The following is a 19,045-nucleotide window of genomic DNA, read 5'->3' on the forward strand; positions in this document are numbered from 1 at the left end:
TTTTCTCCTTACACTAATGACTCAACACGAATGCGCTGCACTTTACCTGCCACTTCTGGCAAAGCCTCAATTGCCACTATGGCGTTATTCATTGCTCGCTCTTTTACATCGTGGGTCATAACCACCAGAGGAACTAGAACACTATCTTCACGCTCTCGCTGAATCAAAGACTCAATGCTAATACCGTTTTGCGATAGGATTTGGGTAATATTGGCTAACACACCCGCTTTATCTTGAATGTTCATGTTTAAGAAAAAGCCACATTCCACTTCTTCTACTGGAAGCACCTGATCGTTAGATAATGAGTCAGCTTGGAAAGCTAAATGAGGTACACGGTTAGTAGGGTCCGCCGTTAAAGTTCTAGCCACATCAATTACATCAGCAACGACAGATGAACCAGTTGGCAAAGCGCCAGCACCTGCACCATAGGTTAGAGTAGGGCCAACTGCATCACCCTTTACCATAACAGCGTTCATTACACCGTTAACGTTAGCAAGTAACTGCTGATGAGAAATCAGTGCAGGGTGTACACGCAACTCAATACCTTTCGAAGTTTTCTTAGCAACGCCTAGGTGTTTAATTACATAACCTAGCTGTTCTGCAAAAGCCACGTCTTCCGCTGTGATTTTACTGATACCTTCGGTGTACGTCTTTTCGAACTGTAGTGGAATACCGAATGCGATAGACGCAAGAATAGTAAGCTTATGAGCAGCATCTATACCTTCTACATCAAAGGTTGGGTCTGCTTCTGCATACCCTAGTGCTTGAGCTTCTGCCAACACGTCATCAAAAGTGCGGCCTTTTTGGCTCATTTCAGACATAATGAAGTTGCCAGTGCCGTTAATGATACCCGCAAGCCAATCGATACGATTGGCAGATAAGCCCTCTCGTAGAGATTTGATTATTGGAATACCGCCCGCCACCGCGGCTTCAAAAGCAACGATCACACCTTTTTCTTGGGCTTTGGCAAAAATTTCGTTACCGTGCTCGGCAATCAACGCCTTGTTGGCTGTTACCACATGCTTACCGTTTTCTAAGGCTTGCATTACAAGGTCTTTAGCGACACCGGTTCCGCCAATCAATTCGATAACAATGTCAATTTCAGGGTTGTTAACTACATCAAAAATATCACGTGTTATTTGAATGCCACTGGTATCACATGACGGGTTGTCACGACGTGCGCCAATTTGCTCAATCACAATGCTACGGCCGACACGTCGGGTAATTTCGTTTGAATTGTCACGAAGAATGTTGAGTGTGCCAGAACCGACTGTTCCTAGACCACAAATTCCGACTTTTACCGGTTTCAAAGTAATACCCCACAAAGAGAATCTAATTTTTATCGAAATGACGAATGTTAGAATGAAAACCGGATTATTATAACGTCACAAGCGCTCAAACCCAACGTAGAAAAGCCTGAAGAGCGCTCATGTTTAGTGAAATATATCGAAATAAGGTTATAACCCTATTTGTTTTGCTAGTTCTGGCGCTTTCAAATAACCGGGAATGATCGCACCTTCAGCCGTAATGATAGTCGGTGTGCCTCGCACCCCTACAGAACTGCCTAATGCAAGCTGTTCTGCTACCGGGTTCACGCACTTGTTTTCCGGCATGCTAGCCCCCGTTTTAGCAAGTGTTAACTGTTTTTTGGGGTCATCAGAGCACCATACACTCACCATTTTATTGTATGAATGAGAACCTACCCCACTACGAGGGAAAGCCAAGTAGCGCACGGTAATACCTAGCTCATTTAGCTCTTCAATTTCTTTATGCAACATTCGGCAATAACCGCAATCTACGTCTGTAAATACAGAAATATGTGTTTTTTCATTAGCTGCTTGATAGACGATCATATCTTCTTGAGGCGTTTTTTCTAAACGCGCTAAACTTGCCAATTGTGTTTCATTCACCACTCCTTCAGGCTCCACTCGATACAGGTCGCCAGCAACAAAAAAGCGGCCATCAGCAGTTGTGTGGAGGGTATTACCATTAGTGAAACGTACAATGTATAGGCCAGATGAAGAGTGTTCAGAAACCTCTGTTATGGAGTAAGCGGGCAACGACTCTGACAAAGCCGCACGAATTTCTACTTCTCCCGCGTACGCAGAAGACATCCCTAAAACTAATAACCAAGGAACACACAAGAACCCTAGCGCTAGGCGTGATAATCGCAACATAAACACCTCAAATAAACCGTAAAAAATATTAGGCTAACAGAATCCAAATAAGTTCCATAAAAAAAGGCGACCGGAGTCGCCTTTTTTTAGATCAGAAAAATTAGCGCTTAGCCAATTTCTCTTTAATACGTGCAGATTTACCTGAACGCTCGCGTAGGTAGTAGATCTTAGCTTGACGCACGTCACCACGGCGCTTAACTTCGATGCTTTCAACTAGCGGGCTGTAAGTTTGGAAAGCACGCTCAACACCAACACCGCTTGAGATTTTACGAACAGTGAATGCTGAGTTAAGACCACGATTGCGCTTAGCAATTACAACACCTTCATAGGCTTGTAGACGCTCGCGTGAACCTTCTTTTACTTTTACTTGAACAACAACGGTGTCACCTGGGCCAAAGGCTGGGACTTCTTTCGTCATTTGTTCCGCTTCAATCTGCTGAATCAGCTTAGATTTATTGCTCATGGATTTGACTCCTAATAATTTGGTTTCTTATTGAATGAAGGTTCTTCGGTTCAATAAGCTCGCAATTCTTACTCTGCCGAGGTTGAATCTTCAGTTTCGCGAATAAACTCTTTTAACAACTTCTGCTGCTCCTTGTCCAACTCAAGTTCATGCAGAAGGTCTGGCCGGCGTAGCCAAGTTCTTCCGAGCTTTTGCTTTAAGCGCCAGCGTCTAATCTCCTCATGGTTGCCACTAAGTAAGACTGGCGGTACGCTTATACCGTCAAGCACTTCTGGGCGAGTATAGTGTGGGCAGTCGAGCAATCCATCGGCAAAAGAGTCTTCTTCTGCTGACGCTTGCTTTCCTAATACACCAGGAACCATCCTAAAAACAGTATCCATCAGCACCATGGCTGGTAACTCACCACCACTTAGGACAAAGTCGCCAATTGAAACTTCTTCATCAATCTCAGATTGAATCAATCGTTCATCAACGCCTTCATAACGGCCTGCTACCAGAATAATTTCTGCTTCTTTAGCAAGCTGTTGCACACTGCTCTGTGACAGCGTACGCCCTTGAGGGGACAGATAAATAACTTTTGCATCGGGTACCAATTGCTTGGCACTAGCAATAGCATCTTTGAGAGGTTGAACTTTCATCAACATCCCAGGACCACCACCATAAGGTCGGTCATCTACAGTTTTATGTCGATCATGAGTAAAGTCACGAGGATTAACAAAATCCACCGTTACCAACCCTGATTTGATGGCTCGCCCCGTTACCCCATATTGGGTAATGGCTTGAAACATCTCCGGAAAGAGCGATATAACGCTGACCTTCACATTGCGACCTCAGCTTTAACAGTTAAAATTCTGGATCCCAATCGACTACCATTTGCTGCTGTTCTAAATCTACATTTAAAACATAGCTACCTGGCACATATGGAATCAAGCGTTCTTCACGATCAAAGCTACCTTCACACGCACGGACAACAATGACATCATTCGCACCGGTTTCCATAAGCTGAGAAACCTTACCTAAGAGAACACCCTCTTTGGTTGTCACCCTTAAACCTTCCAACTGACTCCAGTAATAATCACCGTCGTCTAGCGTTGGTAGATCTTTTGCATCAATATAAATATCTAAACCACAAATCTCTTTAACTTGATCTCTGTCGTTATAGCCTTTAATTGAAGCAACCAAACCACGCCCTTGTAAGCGTCCTTGGCTAAGTTCTACGACCTTCCACCCTTTAGAGGTTTTCAGCCACCAATGCTTGTATTCGAAAATACCAGGCATTGGGTCAGTGTGCGAATATAACTTCACCCACCCCTTAACACCGTAGACTGATGTAATGCGTCCAACGACAAGAGCTTGCTCTGGAGCAGCCGCTTGTTTTAGTGCAGACATAGCATTACCTCAGTATTAAGCGTTTTTGCTAGCTTCTTTTACAAGCTGAGCAGCACGGTCAGAAAGTTGAGCGCCTTGGCTAACCCAATGGTTTACGCGATCTAGATCGATGCGTAGACGTTCTTCTTGACCACGAGCAACTGGGTTAAAGAAACCCAAACGCTCAATGTAGCGACCATCACGTGCACGACGGCTATCAGCCACGTTCAAGTGATAAAAAGGACGCTTTTTAGAGCCTCCACGAGAAAGACGAATAGTTACCATATGATTGGTTCCTTATTGCTTAACGAAACACCTCTTGCCGAGTCGATTTTTGACTCATACTACAAGAAGGCGGCATATTCTAGTCGATTCACCAGAAAAACAAAAGGGCGATTTGCTCGCCCTTTCATATATTTTTACATTTTTTATGCTTCTCTCATTTAAAACAATGAGATACACCTACATTTTAGGAAAGCCACCACCACCTGGGAAGCCACCACCGCCCGGCATCATGCCTCCTAGGCCACGCATCATCTTTTTCATACCGCCTTTTGAGCTAAATTTCTTCATCATCTTCTGCATTTGCTTATGCTGTTTTAGCAGTCGGTTTAGGTCTTGTATTTGCAAACCCGCACCGGCAGAAATACGCTTTTTACGGGAACCATTTATCACATCCGGATTACGGCGTTCTTTCACCGTCATTGAGTTGATCAGAGCTTCCATTTGCACGAACATTTTATCGTCCACTTGATCTTGAATATTGCCCAATTGCCCCATACCAGGCAATTTATCTAACATGGAACTCATACCACCCATGTTTTTCATTTGCTGAAGCTGCTCTTTGAAATCTTCAAGATCAAAGCCTTTGCCTTTTTTCAGCTTGCCGGCTAATTTTTCAGCCTTCTCTTTATCAACTTTTTGCTCGGCTTGCTCGATGAGGGATAACATGTCCCCCATACCTAGTATGCGCGAGGCTAAACGATCTGGGTGGAATGGCTCTAATGCTTCCGTTTTCTCCCCAACACCTAAAAATTTGATCGGCTTGCCGGTAATATGACGCACAGATAAAGCAGCACCACCACGAGCATCACCATCTGTTTTGGTAAGCACCACACCAGTTAATGGCAGCACATCGCCAAACGCTTTCGCAGTATTGGCAGCATCTTGCCCGGTCATGGCATCGACAACAAATAGGGTTTCGATTGGGGTAATCGCACCGTGTAAGGCTTTAATTTCAGCCATCATGTCGTCATCAATCGCCAAACGTCCTGCCGTATCGACAATCAATACATCTTTGTGAGCTTTTTTGGCATAATCGATGGCATTGTTAGCAATATCAATTGGTTTTTGTGAAATATCGCTGGGTATAAAATCCACACCAATTTCACCCGCCAGTGTTTCAAGCTGTTTGATCGCGGCCGGACGATACACATCGGCACTGACCACAGACACAGACTTTTTCTGACGCTCTTTTAAGTATTTTGCGAGCTTAGCAGCAGAAGTCGTTTTACCCGCCCCCTGCAAACCCGCCAATAAGATCACCGCAGGACGCGCCGCTCTGAGGTTAAGCTCATCATTGGCTTCCCCCATGACCTTCTCAAGTTCTTGCTTCACTATTTTAAGGAAGACCTGACCTGGACTTAAACTTTTAGAAACTTCTGTGCCGATAGCACGCTCTTTTACAGCCGCAATAAAGTCTTTTACAACAGGAAGCGCAACATCCGCTTCTAATAACGCCATACGCACTTCACGTAGTACGTCTTTAATATTGTCTTCGGTTAATTTAGCTCGACCTCGAATACGATCAAGGGAGGAAGTTAAGCGATTCGATAAATTGTCGAACATATTGCCCTCAAATATTGGTATCTAGGTGGAAAAACCTTTGTACACGGTTTATCCAAAATGAAATTACCCCTATTATAACGGATAAATGTTTGCCACCCTATACCTTTACCCTGCGGAACAGACAGTTTCATGATTCAATTAACACTTTGGCTGACTTGTTTAGCCTGTTTAGCCTCAGCATTGGCTTATTTTTATCGACCAACTTGGAAATTCACTCATTTCCTAGGTGCAGTGGCGGTTACCTTACACACCTCGACATTAATTCAAATGTTATTGGAACGTGATGGTTTTGATTTCCTAACCATAGGTTTGCTTATCGCAGTAATTGGCAACTCTATGCTGTGGTTCAGTAATCGCAATAAAGACTTATCCTTATTGCTCGGTACGGCAATGGTATTAGCGGCCATCATTGTGATCCTTAATGCACTTCAGCCCTGGCAGTTAGCCAAGCTTCATAGCCCATCCGTAGGCACCAGCATTCATATCTTAATCGCTTCAGCGGCGTACAGTTTATTCACTGCAGCGTGTGGAGTCGGTATTTTACTCTATATTCAAGACTACCAGCTCAAACACCACAGACTAAGACAATTGTTAAGAGTGCCACCTCTTCAGGTGCTCGAAAAACTCATGTTTGAATTCATTTGGGCGGCCTTCATACTCTTGACCATTACAATTGGCACAGGCTTTTATTTTATAGAAGACATGTTTGCCCAACACCTAGTCCATAAAACCGTATTCACTATTGCTTCTTGGTTTGTATTTGCCGGTTTACTATACGGCAGACACTCCGCTGGCTGGCGCGCGCAACTTGCCGTTAAGATCACTCTTGGGGGCTTTATCTTGCTGATGTTAGGCTACTTCGGCACTAAAATTGTTTTGCAATTTATTTTCCCATGAAAAACACATTTGACAGCCAGTTCAGAAGCACTAATAATCCACTTATCTACATAACTGAGGCGATCCCTTCTTGAACGATGTCCCCTTAAGTATTCTAGGCGGAATACTTTGCTGTCTAATTCTTCTTTCTGCTTTTTTCTCTAGCTCTGAAACTGGCATGTTGTCGATTAACAAGTATCGCTTAAAGCACCTTGTTAAAAACAAAAACCGTTCCGCGGCACGTGTCGAGAACTTACTCAAACGACCAGATCGACTGATTGGCGTTATACTCATTGGCAATAATTTCGTGAACATTTTGGCTTCGGCCATTGCCACCATTATCGCAGTTCGCTTATGGGGAGACGCAGGGGTAGCCATTGCCACAGCGGCCCTTACACTCATTGTGCTTATTTTTGCAGAAGTGACCCCCAAAACATTAGCAGCCATTCACCCTGAACGTATTGCCTTCCCTGCCTCTTGGGTGCTTGGCGTATTACTCAAAGTGTTATACCCCCTAGTATGGTTAGTAAACGGCATATCCAATGGTTTATTGCGTCTGATTGGTGTTAATGCCACTCAAGGTGGGCAAGACAAACTAAGCAGTGAAGAACTGCGTGCGGTCGTTAACGAAGCTAGCGACTTAATCCCTGCGGCCCACCAAGAGATGCTTTTGTCTATTTTAGATCTGGAAAATGTGACCGTCGAAGACATCATGATTCCAAGAAACGAAGTAATCGGCATCGACATAGAAGACTCGATTGAAGAGATCATCGAGCAAATTTGTGAAAGTCGACATACACGCATGCCGGTATATAACGGCGAGATAAACAAAGTCATCGGCATCTTACACGCCCGTCACGCGGCTTTATTTTTACGTGAAGAAACACCAAGTAAAGCCGCGCTGTTAAAAGCAACGGTTGAACCTTATTTCATCCCGGAAACAACACCATTGAATACAGCGCTTTTGAATTTTCAAAAAGAGCACCGCCAAATGGGAGTTGTGGTTGACGAATATGGTGATGTGCAAGGCATTGCTGCCATGGAAGATATTCTTGAAGAAATTGTCGGGGAGTTCACCCCTCCCACTCAAGACGAAGAAGAAGAGATTCAAGTACTTGAAGACGGCAGCTTCCGTATTGATGGCACCACCCATATTCGTGAAATAAACAAAGCACTGGATTGGCATCTGCCAACAGATGGCCCCAAAACGCTCAATGGTTTAATCATAGAAACCCTTGAGTTTATTCCAGAACACCCAATCAGCTTAAAAGTGGAAAACTACCTAATCGAAATTCTTGAAATTGAAGACAAAGTAGTAAAATACGCCAAGCTACAACTCTCACACTAAGAAAAAGGGATCCCATGAGATTTTGCCGTAATTGTGGTCATGTTGTCGAAATGAAGATCCCGCAAGGTGACAACCGAGAACGAGCGGTTTGTCCAAGCTGCCAACACATAGAGTATGATAACCCGCGCATGATTACCGGCACCCTACCGATTCATCAAGGCAAAGTATTACTCTGCAAACGCAACATTGAACCTAGATTAGGCTATTGGACACTACCCGCAGGCTTCATGGAAAACCAAGAGACCACTAGCGAAGGCGCCCTTAGAGAAACCCTAGAGGAATGCGGTTCACGGGCCATTTGCCAACAACTCTTTAGCATGATCAGTATCCCACATATTAACCAGGTACATATTTTTTACCTTGCCCAGCTCCCTAATAAAGATTTCCACGCCACGGAGGAAAGCTCTGAAGTCGCCTTATTTGAGCTGACAGAAATTCCTTGGGATGAAATTGCCTTCAGCAGCGTTAGTAAAACGTTGAAGTTCTATCTAGAAGATATAGCAAAAGGCCAAATTCAGTATCACGAAGACACGATTTACGTGAACCAGCTGGCTTCAAACTAAAGTAGCCCTATTTGTTCTTGAACATCTGGTAGCTGCAAGGCTGGCTGGTAGTTGGGCGCTAATTTCGCCACCAACGCGTCCAGACTCGCCGCTAAACTCGGTGCTGCTATGTTATCTGAGGAATGCACAAAAACACTGGGCTCTAACCCTTGTCCATGCCACTGAACTAGCTTTCTCGCCCACTGCTCAAGCCACACCTGATTCCGTTCAAGATCTGGGTGACCGATAAAGCGCACAACAGGGTGACTCCCTGTTGCTACGGGATGACAAGGTACTCGGGGCTTTTTCTGCTGAGCATCTTGCAAACTCTCATTATAGGCTGACGTTGAAAACACAGGACGCGAATCCATCACCACTCGGTTTACGTTGCGTTCAGCCATGTTAGATAACAAGTCGGTTTCAACGTCACCCTTATCAAAAAAGTTCAAATGACGCACTTCAATAGATAAAGGGCTGACTAAGCGCCATTGATCACATAAAACCAAAATTTTACCTAAAGAGCGCTCATCACAAGCACTCGGCAACTGCAGCATAGTTGGACCAAGCTTATCGGTTAACCCCGCCAAACTATCCATAAACTCTTGCCACTCTTGCTCGATTTGCGGCCACGGGCGATCAAACAGCCGATGACTAATCGTTTGCGGCACTTTAAAAGAAAAACGAAAACGTTCAGGAACAGAATCATACCAGCGTTGCAATTGAGCAGCGTCAACCTTGGTATAAAAGGTTGAACCCACCTCAACACAACTAAAGTACTGCGCATAATAAGCCAAGCGCTCAGCACTAGGCACTTGATTTGGATACAACCAACCCACCCAAGCAGGGTGCTGCCATTGAGCCATACCGTAATGAATACTCATGTTAGAGCTCGTTTGATGCACTCTTTCAAACACACAATCCAGCAAATCATGTTATTTAAGAGGCCACGGAATGGGGTTTATATTCAATCTCTAAAATATACCATACCTTATCTCCAGTAGGCGTTTTAACCCTAATATCATCATCTACCTGCTTCCCAAGGCAAGCTTTCGCCATAGGTGAATCGATCGAGATATAGTCATCGTTACCGTAAATCTCTTCTGACCCTACAATTCTAAATTGACGCCTTGTTTCGTCGTCATCTTCAAGCGTTACCCACGCCCCAAAGAACACCTTACCTTCCTGTTGAGGGTGGTATTCTACGATCTCAATGCCGTCGAGCAGTTTTCGCAAAAAACGCACTCTGCGATCTATTTCACGAAGTTTTCGTTTATTATATTGGTAGTCAGCATTCTCTGAACGATCTCCTAGGCCAGCCGCCCAGGTCACTATTTTTGTTATTTCTGGCCGCTCTTTACGCCATAAGTAATCCACTTCATCTTTGAGCTTTTTATGGCCTTCTGGGGTGATGAGCTTTCTTCGCATTACTCTGTTTCCTAAAAACTTATGCAATAATCTAATGCCTTTATTTTAAATTCCAGAAGAGGAATTTCATAGCACAGCAGGTTTCCCCCAGCTAAAAAAATGCCACCTAAACAACCATAGTGCTTAGGTGGCATTCTCTTCAAAGGAATTATCTTAACGAATTAAGACTCTTCTTTGTGAACATGCACGTCCATTTGAGGGTATGGAATGCCAATGCCGCGCTCATCAAATGCGTATTTCACTTTTTCTAATACGTCAGCACGAACTGTCCAGTAGTCTGCCGCGTTAACCCAAGGGCGTACAACAAAGTTGACAGAACTATCTGCTAACTCTGATACCGCAATAGTACACTCAGGTTCTTTTAGAATACGCTCATCAGCCTGAACAATCTCTTCTAGAACTTGTTTCGCAGTTCGGATGTCAGCGTCGTAGCTAATACCAACCACTAAATCCACTCGGCGAGTTTGCTCACGGGAGAAGTTAACAATAGAACCCCCTGTGATAGCTGAGTTAGGAACAATAACCACACGATTATCAGGCGTTTTTAGGAAGGTACAAAACAGCTCAATACGATCTACTGTACCCATTTGACCAGCAGCATCGATGAAGTCTCCGCTCTTGAATGGGCGTAAAATAATAATCAGCACCCCTGAAGCAAAGTTAGACAATGAGCCTTGTAGCGCCAAACCTACCGCTAAGCCTGCAGCGCCTAAAATAGCAATAAAGGAAGTCGTTTCAACACCAACTTGACCCAGAGCCATAAGCACTATGCCTGCGAACATCAAGGCATACAGAATGCTTGAAGTGAACCCCGCCACGGCTTTATCAACGTTCGACTTTAGCATGCGACGTTCGCACCAAGCTGATACCTTGGTTGCTAAAAATTTACCAACAAAAAAGATTACCAAGCCAATTGCAAGGTTTATTAGGCTATCAGTAATGATTGGCAGCCATTGTGAACCTTGGTCAAATAAGTCTTGTACATCATCCATATTTATTTTCCCCTCGTTTATCTATAGTTTTAAGCTTCATAAAGCACTTTATGGCGCCACTCGTCTAACAGAGTTTCCAATAGTAGAACCCCATTTTTATTAAAAACCATGTATTGCTGGCCATTTAATAATCGAGTTCTTTTTACATAAGAATCATCAATAAATATACAGGTTTCTCGTAAAGATTCTAAATCTTTGTTATCTCGAATGCTCATGCCAATAAACACATGCCAATCACGCTCTAACAAAGACCCTTCAACCGCCCTATGTAAAAGGCTTACACAATCTTTTTCGCTAAACTGATAGTAAGGTATTTTAGACTTATGCCGTACATAAAATAACATTAGCCCCACTAGCAATACAAAAAATAATACAATTGAAATGAGCAGCTCTAATAACATCAGACAAAATCGTAGGATAATAACTCTGTACGGGCTTCTAACAACTGATTTTTATATTTTTCCTCATAACCATCCATTTCCTTGAGAAACTTAGCTCGCGCTGTAATTGGCAAGGCTTTCCATTGATCATGAGTGGGAATATGCTGAGTCAGTTCTTCAATTTGATAGAACACAGAAATGTTGCCCTTTTCAGATAGATCTACACCTAATTGATCCAATAGGTTTTTGATACGAATGCTCGCTTCGATCCAGTTCATTTCTTCAGAATCAGCGGCTTTAAGTAGCACTCTAATACTGTCGATACGCTTATTACGCTCTTCTCGCACGCGCTCCTCTCCCTGCTTAATCTTTTGCGCTCGCGCTTTATTAAGCTTAATTTGGCGAACAATAAACCAAATTGAAACCGCTATCACCAATAGTGACACCACCAGAAACACCAAAAACGTGGTAATAGACATAACACACCTTAATAACTAATTTGATTCGTTTTCTTGGACAAGATTTTTAATTTGTGCAAACAAGTGTGGCGTTGCGACTAACAGAGAATCCCCATTTACAACGTCTGGCCAACGCTGAGAAGACTCTCCATAATGCCCTACTGTCGCGCCGGCTTCTTCCGCTATTAGCGTGCCCGCAGCCATATCCCAAGGTTTTACGGACTCAAAGTAGGCATCTAATCGCCCTGACGCCACCCAACACAGATCCAAGGCCGCGGATCCCGCCCTGCGGATATCCTGACAGTTCTGCAAAATCTTAGACACTTTTTCTAAGAGGGAAGGCAATCCGTCTTTCACGTAGGGAAAACCTGTTGCAACTAATGCATGACGTAATACGGTATTATTTGTAACCTGGATGACTTTATCGTTACAAAATGCTCCCTGACCCTTTATAGCGGTATAACACTCATCTAAGAAAGGCGCGTACACCACTCCTACAACTCGCTGTCCTGCCAGATAAATACCAATCGATACAGCAACGTGGGCATGACCATGTGCAAAGTTTACCGTTCCATCAATCGGGTCTATTACCCAAACCGGCGTTTGCTCAGCAGTGTCCTGCCACGCCATAGTAGGCGAAGACTCTTCCGAAAGAATTTCATGACTAGGAAATCTGCGCCTAATTTGCTCACATATAAAGAGATCGACCGCTAGATCTGTCGTGGTCACTAACTCGTGCCCAGCTTTGTAATCACGCTGAAAACCCGCTTCTTGACGGGCCTTTTTGATCATCTGCCCAGCGTGTAAAGCGAGCTCTTTCGCATGAGCCAGCCAATGTACATATTCTTCATTCATATAATGCCGTTTACCCCAATTAACTTGCTAAACGCTCGTTTAACCAATGTGATATATCAACAATTTGCTCAGGGCAAACAGAATGGGGCATAGCATATGTTTGGCTTGCGACCTGATACCCTTTCGACTCAAGTACCTGTTGTGCCTGCACCGCCAAACTTGGCGCAACAACTGGATCCTGGCTGCCATGATGGATCAAAAAGCATGTATCACCATTCACAGATTCACTTGCCCCTGGCAATTGATCTGCTCCTACTAAGTAGGTAGACAGGGCCATGACACCAGCAAATTTGCGCTGAGACTTTAAAGCGGTTTGATAAGCAATCACACCGCCCTGAGAGAAACCAGCCAAAACGATAGACTCAGGGTTCATACCTTGAGCAATTTGTTCTTCAACTAAAGCGTTTATTTGCTGACGCGACTCCTCAATGTTCGCCATGTCGACTTTACGCTCTAGTGTCATTTCAAAAATATCGTACCAAGCTCGCATGGGCATCCCCCCGTTAATCGTCACAGGGCGCATAGGAGCATGGGGAAAAACAAAACGAACAGACAATTCTGGATCAAGAGCCAAAGCAGGAACAATGGATTCAAAATCATGCCCATCAGACCCTAAACCATGTAGCCAAATAACGGCAGCATTTGGATGCTCACCTGTTTCCACTACAACAGAAGGCAATAAAGACGCCATGTAACACACTCCACAAAGAAAACTTAAAACACTTAATAGGTTAACACGCCCAAAGCCAGTTTAAGTCTTTTCGAAAAGTTTTTTTCAAGTCAAAATGACAGACACAGTTGTTGGGGGGCAGGTGGGTTAAGTCGATAGCCCACACCAATCAGGCGAACGGGTTTGGCCTGCCTTTCGTATGCGGTAACTAACAATTCGGTGAAAACCTTATCAGACAGTTTTGAATGAATGGGTTTTTCAATGGTCGTTTGAGTGAAATCATGAAACTTAATTTTTAAATAATACTTTTTTAATTGATTTTCGTAAGACTTACCTTGCATCCTTTTATTCAAGTCAGCAATCAGCCTTGGTAGCACCAAAACGCAGCCCGACAAATCTGAGATATCTTTATCAAAAGTATGTTCAACTGAGATGCTTTTACGCTGGCGGGAGGTCTGCACTGGCCTTTCATCGACTCCCAAAGCATATTGAGATAGGCGAAAAGCCATACTGCCAAATTGTTTCTGTAGGGTAGTAAAATCCACTTTTTGTAAATCTTCACAACTAAACACATTGAGTTTAGCAAGCTTTTCTTGGGCCACTTTACCAATCCCAGAAATACTTTTAACCGGCACTTTAGCCACAAAATCAGTCTGTTTAGCAGGAGAAACCACGGTTAAACCGTCTGGCTTTTGCCAATCACTTGCGACCTTTGCTAAAAATTTATTGGTAGCCACACCAGCTGAAACGGTAATACCAACACGTTGGAAAACCTTCTCTCGTATCGCTTGGGCAATCAAGGTAGCACTGCCTTGTAACTGCTCACATTGACTGACATCCAAATAGGCTTCATCGAGAGACAGTGGCTCAATAATATCTGTGTATTCTCGAAAAACCTCGTGCATTAACTGAGAAGCTTCTCTGTATTTGGCCATATTGCCATTCAGAATTTTTAACTCAGGACATAAACGCTTTGCATGTGCTGTTGCCATGGCGGAACGCACACCATATTGCCTAGCAACATAATTAGCAGTCGCCAAGACCCCACGACGCTCAGCAGGGCCTCCAATAGCAATAGGGATATCTCGCAAACTTGGGTCATCACGCATTTCTATTGCAGCAAAAAAACAATCGGCATCTATATGAATAATTTTTCGATTCGCCTGCATGGCACACCAGAAATAAAACTGTATAAATAAACAGTATATAAAATTAACATTCATCTTGCCCAGTACAAACTAACCACAAAAAAGCAACATCCGCGAAAAAAAGCTATTTTTTCAATAAAAACACATAAAAATACCACTTTTACGCCTGCAAACATGGACGCTCACCAACAAAATAGTTTACATTTTCTCTATTAGATTAGAGGGTCATCCAAATTAAGCGGTTAGTGGCTTATCTTATTGACTTTCTAAGGCTTAAAATGAGCCTTAATATACGGATTGCTATTCAGGATGCCATCATGACATTGATAAAACGTTTTTCACTGCTTGCTTTTACTGGGCTTGTTTTAGCGGGTTGCCAAACCGCCACCACTCAGCAAGGCCAAACCACTGGCACCTGTACCAGTGTTGCTCCTTGTAATGGCAATACCACAGGAGGAAGCACTGCGACAAATCAGAATCAGGGGGCACTGAACGCCAACAATACGATCGCCGTGATTAAGCAAGAACCTATAGTCGTAAATGCTACAGGCTTTGCAGCCATGATCACCAGCAAACGTTTTTCCAAATCCCAAGCTCGCATTATGACTTTACGAAGCTCAACACTGGATGCGTACAGAAATTTATCAGAAAGAGTTTACGGTTTAAAAATTGACGGTTCCAGTTCCTTAAACAACTTGGTTCTTCAACACGATGAATTAAGAACTTATGTCGATGCCTACCTAGTCGGCGCCAAGGTGGTCTCACAAAGAGAGCACGAAGATGGCACCATTGAAACCGTAGTTGAAATGGCCCTACAAGAAAACTTCCGTCAGTGTGTAAGCTCACCACAAAACATCAGTAACAACCCTAACTGCCAAGTTCAACCAGGCTATCAAGCAGTCAACGTACAAAGTAACTCAACCCCCACGACCAACTTTTATACTATTGAATAATAATGCGTCAGTTTCTTAAACAGGCAATATGCATCAGCGTATTTGCCTTATTATCGGTAGGGTCATGGGCCGCCAGTGTTGAGGCTGTAGGTGAAGCCGTGATCTATAATGATGACCTAGTAGATGCACGCTATCGTGCAACGGAACAGGCCATCAAACAAGCCGTTCTTGAATCTAGCTCCCGCGTCAGCGTAAAAGACAGTCTGATTAATGGCGAGCTTGAATCTAGCGTAGAAATCCGCAGTGCAGGCCACGTACAAAAAGCCCGTGTGGTTTCAGAGCAACGTAATGGCGATATCTTAACCGTTATTGCTCGCGTTGAAGTAACCGCTGACTCTCAGTGCAGCACTGGACACACACATTATTACAAAAAAGCCGTCGGGATTACGGGGTTTGACTTACAAGCCCCTCAACAAGCCCGTTTAGGCGAGCTAAGCAACATAGCACGAGAACTCCCCAAAAGCTTAGCCGACGAGATTAATCAGCGCGGCTTCTTACGCGCGTTAAGTGCAACTAATTTTGCGCTCTATCCTGATCTTATTAATTCACCGACTAGCAACAACTTCGACGGCTCCCTAAGCAACATTACCTTAGCCGGAGAAAAGCTAGGCGTTCAGTATCTTATTAGTGGCGTGATACGAGACATTAGCCCTGTTTATTTAAGGTCTCCTGACGACAAAGACGCCGAAGCTGTCCCCCTTGACAGTAAAGAAAGGAAATTTGTGGTCGACATATACCTATACGATAGCTTTAGTGGTGAATTATTATTTCAAGAAAGGTATAACGAAAGCGGCAATTGGGACATTTCTGACCATGCTAGAGTTGGCTTTGGCACGGCACGATTTTGGTCTACCCATTATGGTAAAGTAGTTGAGCAAGCGATTAAGAAAAGTGCTTTAGACACCAGTGAAAAGCTACGCTGCCAACCCTTTATGGCCAACGTTTTTCGCATCGAAAACAACCGCATCCATATTGATGCTGGGTCTCTTGCAGGCATCAAGCAGGGTGACAAGTTTAACGTTTATCGTCGCTACGAGGTCTTTGATCGGTTACAAACTGCACAAACCCAGCTGAACAACGCCAATATCAGTGTTACAATAAAGCAAGTTCAGCCAAACTTTTCTATTGGCGAACTTGCTGTCGATGCAAAAATACTCAACGTCCAACAAAGAGATGTTGTGATCGCTTGGTAAATAATTAACACAGTGCCAGAACATTTGGCTTTTTATTAGGATGTACACATGAACAACGAATTACTACACCATTTAGAACAGCGCATTAACGAAGCAGTAGAAGAGATTGGAACGCTACGTAAGCGCATTTCAGAACTGGAAATGCAAAATTACGAGTTAAGCGAAGAAAAAACTGAACTAAACAGCCAGCTTCAGCAAACTAGCGAGCAGCAAACTAACTGGGAATCTTCTCTTAACAAAATGCTTGAGCGCCTTAACCAATTGGATAACAATTCATGAGAGCCCTAATTTTAGCCGTTTTGACCCTTTTTAGCGTCAACTCCTATGCTGAGAACCAAATTGCCAGCTTAGTCACTTTTGAGTCTACCGCAGCACGACCTACGACTACGGAAGGAAACAACGTCACTTCCATTGTGAACACCTTAATGGAGTTCACCTCACCTTCCAATATTTCTGCATACGGCGGTTTTTCATTTGTTATTGGCGAGAAGTTTGAAAGCGCAGTTACTTTGGGTGCACGTTTTTACAGCTCAACACCGGCCTTTCAGGTAATCGCGGGCATCCCTATGTGGTCTTACATTGGGGGTGGCGTGTCATTTCTTGATGAAACGACCTATTACCCAGAAGCAGGTTTTCGTATTGCCACTTCTGACGCCACTCGAATGGACGTATTTATTAAAATACTGAACAGTCAAAGCGATACCTACGACAAACACTTCATGGTGGGTGCAGGTTTAACTTTCTAGAGATCATGAAACTTATGTCAATGCTTGCTGCTGGTGTGGCTATTTCACTTATATTTATCTGGTGGCAAAACACCCATCAAGTCTCTTTAGTTCTTCCTAATGACGAACAAAAACGTGAGATGCTAGGCATAGACACTAAACCTAGCGTCCTTTTAACGCCTTTATAAAGAGATCAAGCCTGCTTTATGGAACAATTAATCCAGCAATTAGAAAGTCGCATTAGCCAATTGGTAAAGGCTTTAGAAGCTGCTCAAACAGAGATCGCAGAACTCAAAAGCAGCTCTACTAGCCATACTAATGAAACTGAACAAAGTGCTTCACTGGACCTTCTTCAACAAATGAGCAAGCGCTCTACAGAGGACCAGCTACAACTTTACATAGAAGACTCCTTGGACCTACTGGAGCCAGAGAAAAACACTCCAGCAGCCCCACCTAAAGAGCCCGTATTTGAAACTCAATTAAGCTTTAACTTAACCCATGAGGGCACTGATAGTAGCGCCCAAACCACAATGACAACACAGACTATAGATATGACCAAACCACAGACTGAACAAACTGCACTACCAGAAACTCAAGCAGAGCTGACAGAACAAGAAACTGCACCAGCCAACTTGGACAAGGTAGATTCAACAGCTAGCACTGAGCAATCACCTGCCACTGCCAGTCTGACTCCAGAGCAAAAAAGACGTCAGAAGAATCAAAAAAACAACCGTCGCCTTATTAAAATGCTTGAAGAGCGCTATCCTAAAGCCTTCGACTGGAATCAACCAAAACCTCTAAAAGTTGGCATTGATAAAGACATGGTGCTGGATGAGGAGTTTAACGCCAGCAAACAAAAACGTGCCCTAGCCGCTTACACTCGCTCTGACCGCTACAAAAAGTGCCTACAAACAGGTCAGCCACGTATCGACCTAGAGGGCAACCCAGTAAGCGATGAGCCAGCATTACCTGAGGCCATGCTAACTCGCAAGCCGACCACCAATCGCCCTAAGAAAGAAGCTCAGCGTCTTCAGAACAAGGCTACGAATAAAAACAAACGCCCTAACAACAAACCTAGCGGCAATCCGAAAGCGAACAAACCACACAAAAAAGAAGAAGATGCCTTTAGTCATCTATCTGATGATGAACGCATGAAGGCTAAATTGGCACAATTGTTAAATAAATAACAAAAAGTGCTTTACAGAACACAGCGCGGACTATAATATATGCCGCGCTGCTGTGGAGGGGTTCCCGAGTGGCCAAAGGGAGCAGATTGTAAATCTGCCACGAAAGTTTCGGTGGTTCGAATCCACCTCCCTCCACCACTTCTTTTCTTTCTTATGTATCAACCAGATACACATTTTCTAAAAAATTTTCTCATATAAAAACTTAAGCCATTTCATCAACGGCAATTAAATTCTACGCTCAACAACCTGTCACAAAATGTAGGGCGCCGTTAGGCCGCAGGCCGTAATGCGCCGTTGATCGCACAACACCCATCATTAAACAAAATGCCATTGAAATCATGCACCGCCAATCGTAGGGCGCCGTTAGGCCGCAGGCCGTAATGCGCCATTGATCGCACAACACCCATCATTAAACAAAATGCCATTGAAATCATGCG

Annotated in this window: 24 protein-coding genes and 1 tRNA gene; 10 read left to right on the forward strand and 15 right to left on the reverse strand. The window is 43.8% G+C overall.

What is annotated here, in order from left to right; all coding sequences use genetic code 11:
• Window positions 1-8: 8 nt before the first annotated feature.
• The 7 genes from ACYVGZ_RS12035 to ffh all read right to left on the reverse strand — a co-directional run bounded on the left by ACYVGZ_RS12035 (window position 9) and on the right by ffh (window position 5,856).
• The gene (locus tag ACYVGZ_RS12035) at window positions 9-1,310 is read right to left on the reverse strand and encodes a homoserine dehydrogenase (protein WP_460755840.1); all 1,302 of its coding nucleotides are present in this window, start codon (window positions 1,308-1,310) and stop codon (window positions 9-11) included.
• A gap of 147 nt (window positions 1,311-1,457) precedes the next feature.
• Window positions 1,458-2,177: a thioredoxin fold domain-containing protein gene (locus ACYVGZ_RS12040; protein ID WP_460755843.1), complete on the reverse strand. Its 720-nt coding sequence runs from the start codon at window positions 2,175-2,177 to the stop codon at window positions 1,458-1,460.
• Window positions 2,178-2,277: 100 nt separating this feature from the next.
• On the reverse strand, window positions 2,278-2,640 hold the full coding sequence (gene rplS, locus ACYVGZ_RS12045; protein ID WP_460755845.1) for a 50S ribosomal protein L19: 363 nt from the start codon (window positions 2,638-2,640) through the stop codon (window positions 2,278-2,280).
• A 68-nt stretch (window positions 2,641-2,708) separates the two neighbouring features.
• Window positions 2,709-3,461, reverse strand: coding sequence for a tRNA (guanosine(37)-N1)-methyltransferase TrmD (trmD, locus tag ACYVGZ_RS12050; RefSeq protein WP_460755848.1), 753 nt, complete (start codon window positions 3,459-3,461; stop codon window positions 2,709-2,711).
• Window positions 3,462-3,483: 22 nt separating this feature from the next.
• Window positions 3,484-4,029, reverse strand: coding sequence for a ribosome maturation factor RimM (gene rimM, locus ACYVGZ_RS12055; protein ID WP_460755850.1), 546 nt, complete (start codon window positions 4,027-4,029; stop codon window positions 3,484-3,486).
• 15 nt (window positions 4,030-4,044) lie between these two features.
• Window positions 4,045-4,293, reverse strand: a complete 249-nt coding sequence (rpsP, locus tag ACYVGZ_RS12060; protein WP_460755853.1) for a 30S ribosomal protein S16 — start codon at window positions 4,291-4,293, stop codon at window positions 4,045-4,047.
• A gap of 177 nt (window positions 4,294-4,470) precedes the next feature.
• Entirely contained in the window at window positions 4,471-5,856 is a 1,386-nt protein-coding gene (gene ffh / locus ACYVGZ_RS12065; protein ID WP_460755856.1) for a signal recognition particle protein, read from the reverse strand.
• Between the two features lie 129 nt (window positions 5,857-5,985).
• Here ffh and ACYVGZ_RS12070 point away from each other — a divergent pair, with 129 nt between their 5' ends.
• The 3 genes from ACYVGZ_RS12070 to ACYVGZ_RS12080 all read left to right on the forward strand — a co-directional run bounded on the left by ACYVGZ_RS12070 (window position 5,986) and on the right by ACYVGZ_RS12080 (window position 8,643).
• Window positions 5,986-6,753, forward strand: a complete 768-nt coding sequence (locus tag ACYVGZ_RS12070; protein ID WP_460755858.1) for a cytochrome C assembly family protein — start codon at window positions 5,986-5,988, stop codon at window positions 6,751-6,753.
• Between the two features lie 70 nt (window positions 6,754-6,823).
• Window positions 6,824-8,080 carry an HlyC/CorC family transporter gene (locus ACYVGZ_RS12075; protein WP_460755861.1) on the forward strand — a complete coding sequence of 419 codons (1,257 nt, stop codon included), beginning with the start codon at window positions 6,824-6,826 and terminating at the stop codon, window positions 8,078-8,080.
• Window positions 8,081-8,094: 14 nt separating this feature from the next.
• On the forward strand, window positions 8,095-8,643 hold the full coding sequence (locus tag ACYVGZ_RS12080; protein ID WP_460755864.1) for an NUDIX hydrolase: 549 nt from the start codon (window positions 8,095-8,097) through the stop codon (window positions 8,641-8,643).
• On the opposite strand, the gene ACYVGZ_RS12085 is transcribed toward ACYVGZ_RS12080, so the two are convergent.
• The 8 genes from ACYVGZ_RS12085 to dinB form a co-directional block, all read right to left on the reverse strand.
• Entirely contained in the window at window positions 8,640-9,503 is an 864-nt protein-coding gene (locus ACYVGZ_RS12085) for a DUF72 domain-containing protein (RefSeq protein ID WP_460755866.1), read from the reverse strand. The genes ACYVGZ_RS12080 and ACYVGZ_RS12085 overlap by 4 nt on opposite strands.
• A 55-nt stretch (window positions 9,504-9,558) precedes the next feature.
• Window positions 9,559-10,047 carry a transcription elongation factor GreB gene (gene greB / locus ACYVGZ_RS12090; RefSeq protein WP_460755869.1) on the reverse strand — a complete coding sequence of 163 codons (489 nt, stop codon included), beginning with the start codon at window positions 10,045-10,047 and terminating at the stop codon, window positions 9,559-9,561.
• A gap of 161 nt (window positions 10,048-10,208) precedes the next feature.
• Entirely contained in the window at window positions 10,209-11,039 is an 831-nt protein-coding gene (locus tag ACYVGZ_RS12095; RefSeq protein WP_460755871.1) for a mechanosensitive ion channel family protein, read from the reverse strand.
• A gap of 29 nt (window positions 11,040-11,068) precedes the next feature.
• The gene (locus ACYVGZ_RS12100; protein WP_460755874.1) at window positions 11,069-11,383 is read right to left on the reverse strand and encodes a hypothetical protein; all 315 of its coding nucleotides are present in this window, start codon (window positions 11,381-11,383) and stop codon (window positions 11,069-11,071) included.
• Window positions 11,384-11,439: 56 nt separating this feature from the next.
• The gene (locus ACYVGZ_RS12105) at window positions 11,440-11,898 is read right to left on the reverse strand and encodes a DUF2489 domain-containing protein (RefSeq protein ID WP_460755877.1); all 459 of its coding nucleotides are present in this window, start codon (window positions 11,896-11,898) and stop codon (window positions 11,440-11,442) included.
• 15 nt (window positions 11,899-11,913) lie between these two features.
• Window positions 11,914-12,732 carry an inositol monophosphatase family protein gene (locus ACYVGZ_RS12110; RefSeq protein WP_460755879.1) on the reverse strand — a complete coding sequence of 273 codons (819 nt, stop codon included), beginning with the start codon at window positions 12,730-12,732 and terminating at the stop codon, window positions 11,914-11,916.
• Between the two features lie 19 nt (window positions 12,733-12,751).
• The gene (locus tag ACYVGZ_RS12115; protein ID WP_460755882.1) at window positions 12,752-13,423 is read right to left on the reverse strand and encodes an alpha/beta hydrolase; all 672 of its coding nucleotides are present in this window, start codon (window positions 13,421-13,423) and stop codon (window positions 12,752-12,754) included.
• Window positions 13,424-13,512: 89 nt separating this feature from the next.
• On the reverse strand, window positions 13,513-14,571 hold the full coding sequence (dinB, locus tag ACYVGZ_RS12120) for a DNA polymerase IV (protein WP_460755885.1): 1,059 nt from the start codon (window positions 14,569-14,571) through the stop codon (window positions 13,513-13,515).
• 296 nt (window positions 14,572-14,867) lie between these two features.
• Between dinB and ACYVGZ_RS12125 the strand changes: the two genes are divergently transcribed.
• The 7 genes from ACYVGZ_RS12125 to ACYVGZ_RS12155 all read left to right on the forward strand — a co-directional run bounded on the left by ACYVGZ_RS12125 (window position 14,868) and on the right by ACYVGZ_RS12155 (window position 18,746).
• The gene (locus ACYVGZ_RS12125) at window positions 14,868-15,503 is read left to right on the forward strand and encodes an LPP20 family lipoprotein (protein WP_460755888.1); all 636 of its coding nucleotides are present in this window, start codon (window positions 14,868-14,870) and stop codon (window positions 15,501-15,503) included.
• Window positions 15,504-15,505: 2 nt separating this feature from the next.
• A complete protein-coding gene (locus ACYVGZ_RS12130) occupies window positions 15,506-16,696 on the forward strand; it encodes a flagellar assembly protein T N-terminal domain-containing protein (RefSeq protein ID WP_460755891.1) in 1,191 nt (396 codons plus the stop codon).
• Between the two features lie 48 nt (window positions 16,697-16,744).
• On the forward strand, window positions 16,745-16,975 hold the full coding sequence (locus tag ACYVGZ_RS12135; protein WP_460755893.1) for a cell division protein ZapB: 231 nt from the start codon (window positions 16,745-16,747) through the stop codon (window positions 16,973-16,975).
• Window positions 16,972-17,442: a hypothetical protein gene (locus ACYVGZ_RS12140; RefSeq protein WP_460755896.1), complete on the forward strand. Its 471-nt coding sequence runs from the start codon at window positions 16,972-16,974 to the stop codon at window positions 17,440-17,442. Before ACYVGZ_RS12135 ends, ACYVGZ_RS12140 begins: the two co-directional genes overlap by 4 nt.
• Window positions 17,443-17,456: 14 nt before the next feature.
• Window positions 17,457-17,609, forward strand: coding sequence for a hypothetical protein (locus ACYVGZ_RS12145; protein ID WP_460755898.1), 153 nt, complete (start codon window positions 17,457-17,459; stop codon window positions 17,607-17,609).
• Between the two features lie 18 nt (window positions 17,610-17,627).
• Window positions 17,628-18,608, forward strand: coding sequence for a ProQ/FINO family protein (locus ACYVGZ_RS12150; RefSeq protein WP_460755901.1), 981 nt, complete (start codon window positions 17,628-17,630; stop codon window positions 18,606-18,608).
• A gap of 54 nt (window positions 18,609-18,662) precedes the next feature.
• Window positions 18,663-18,746, forward strand: a tRNA-Tyr gene (locus ACYVGZ_RS12155).
• The last annotated feature ends 299 nt before the right edge of the window (window positions 18,747-19,045 follow it).

It is taken from the genome of Marinomonas epiphytica (assembly GCF_054780655.1).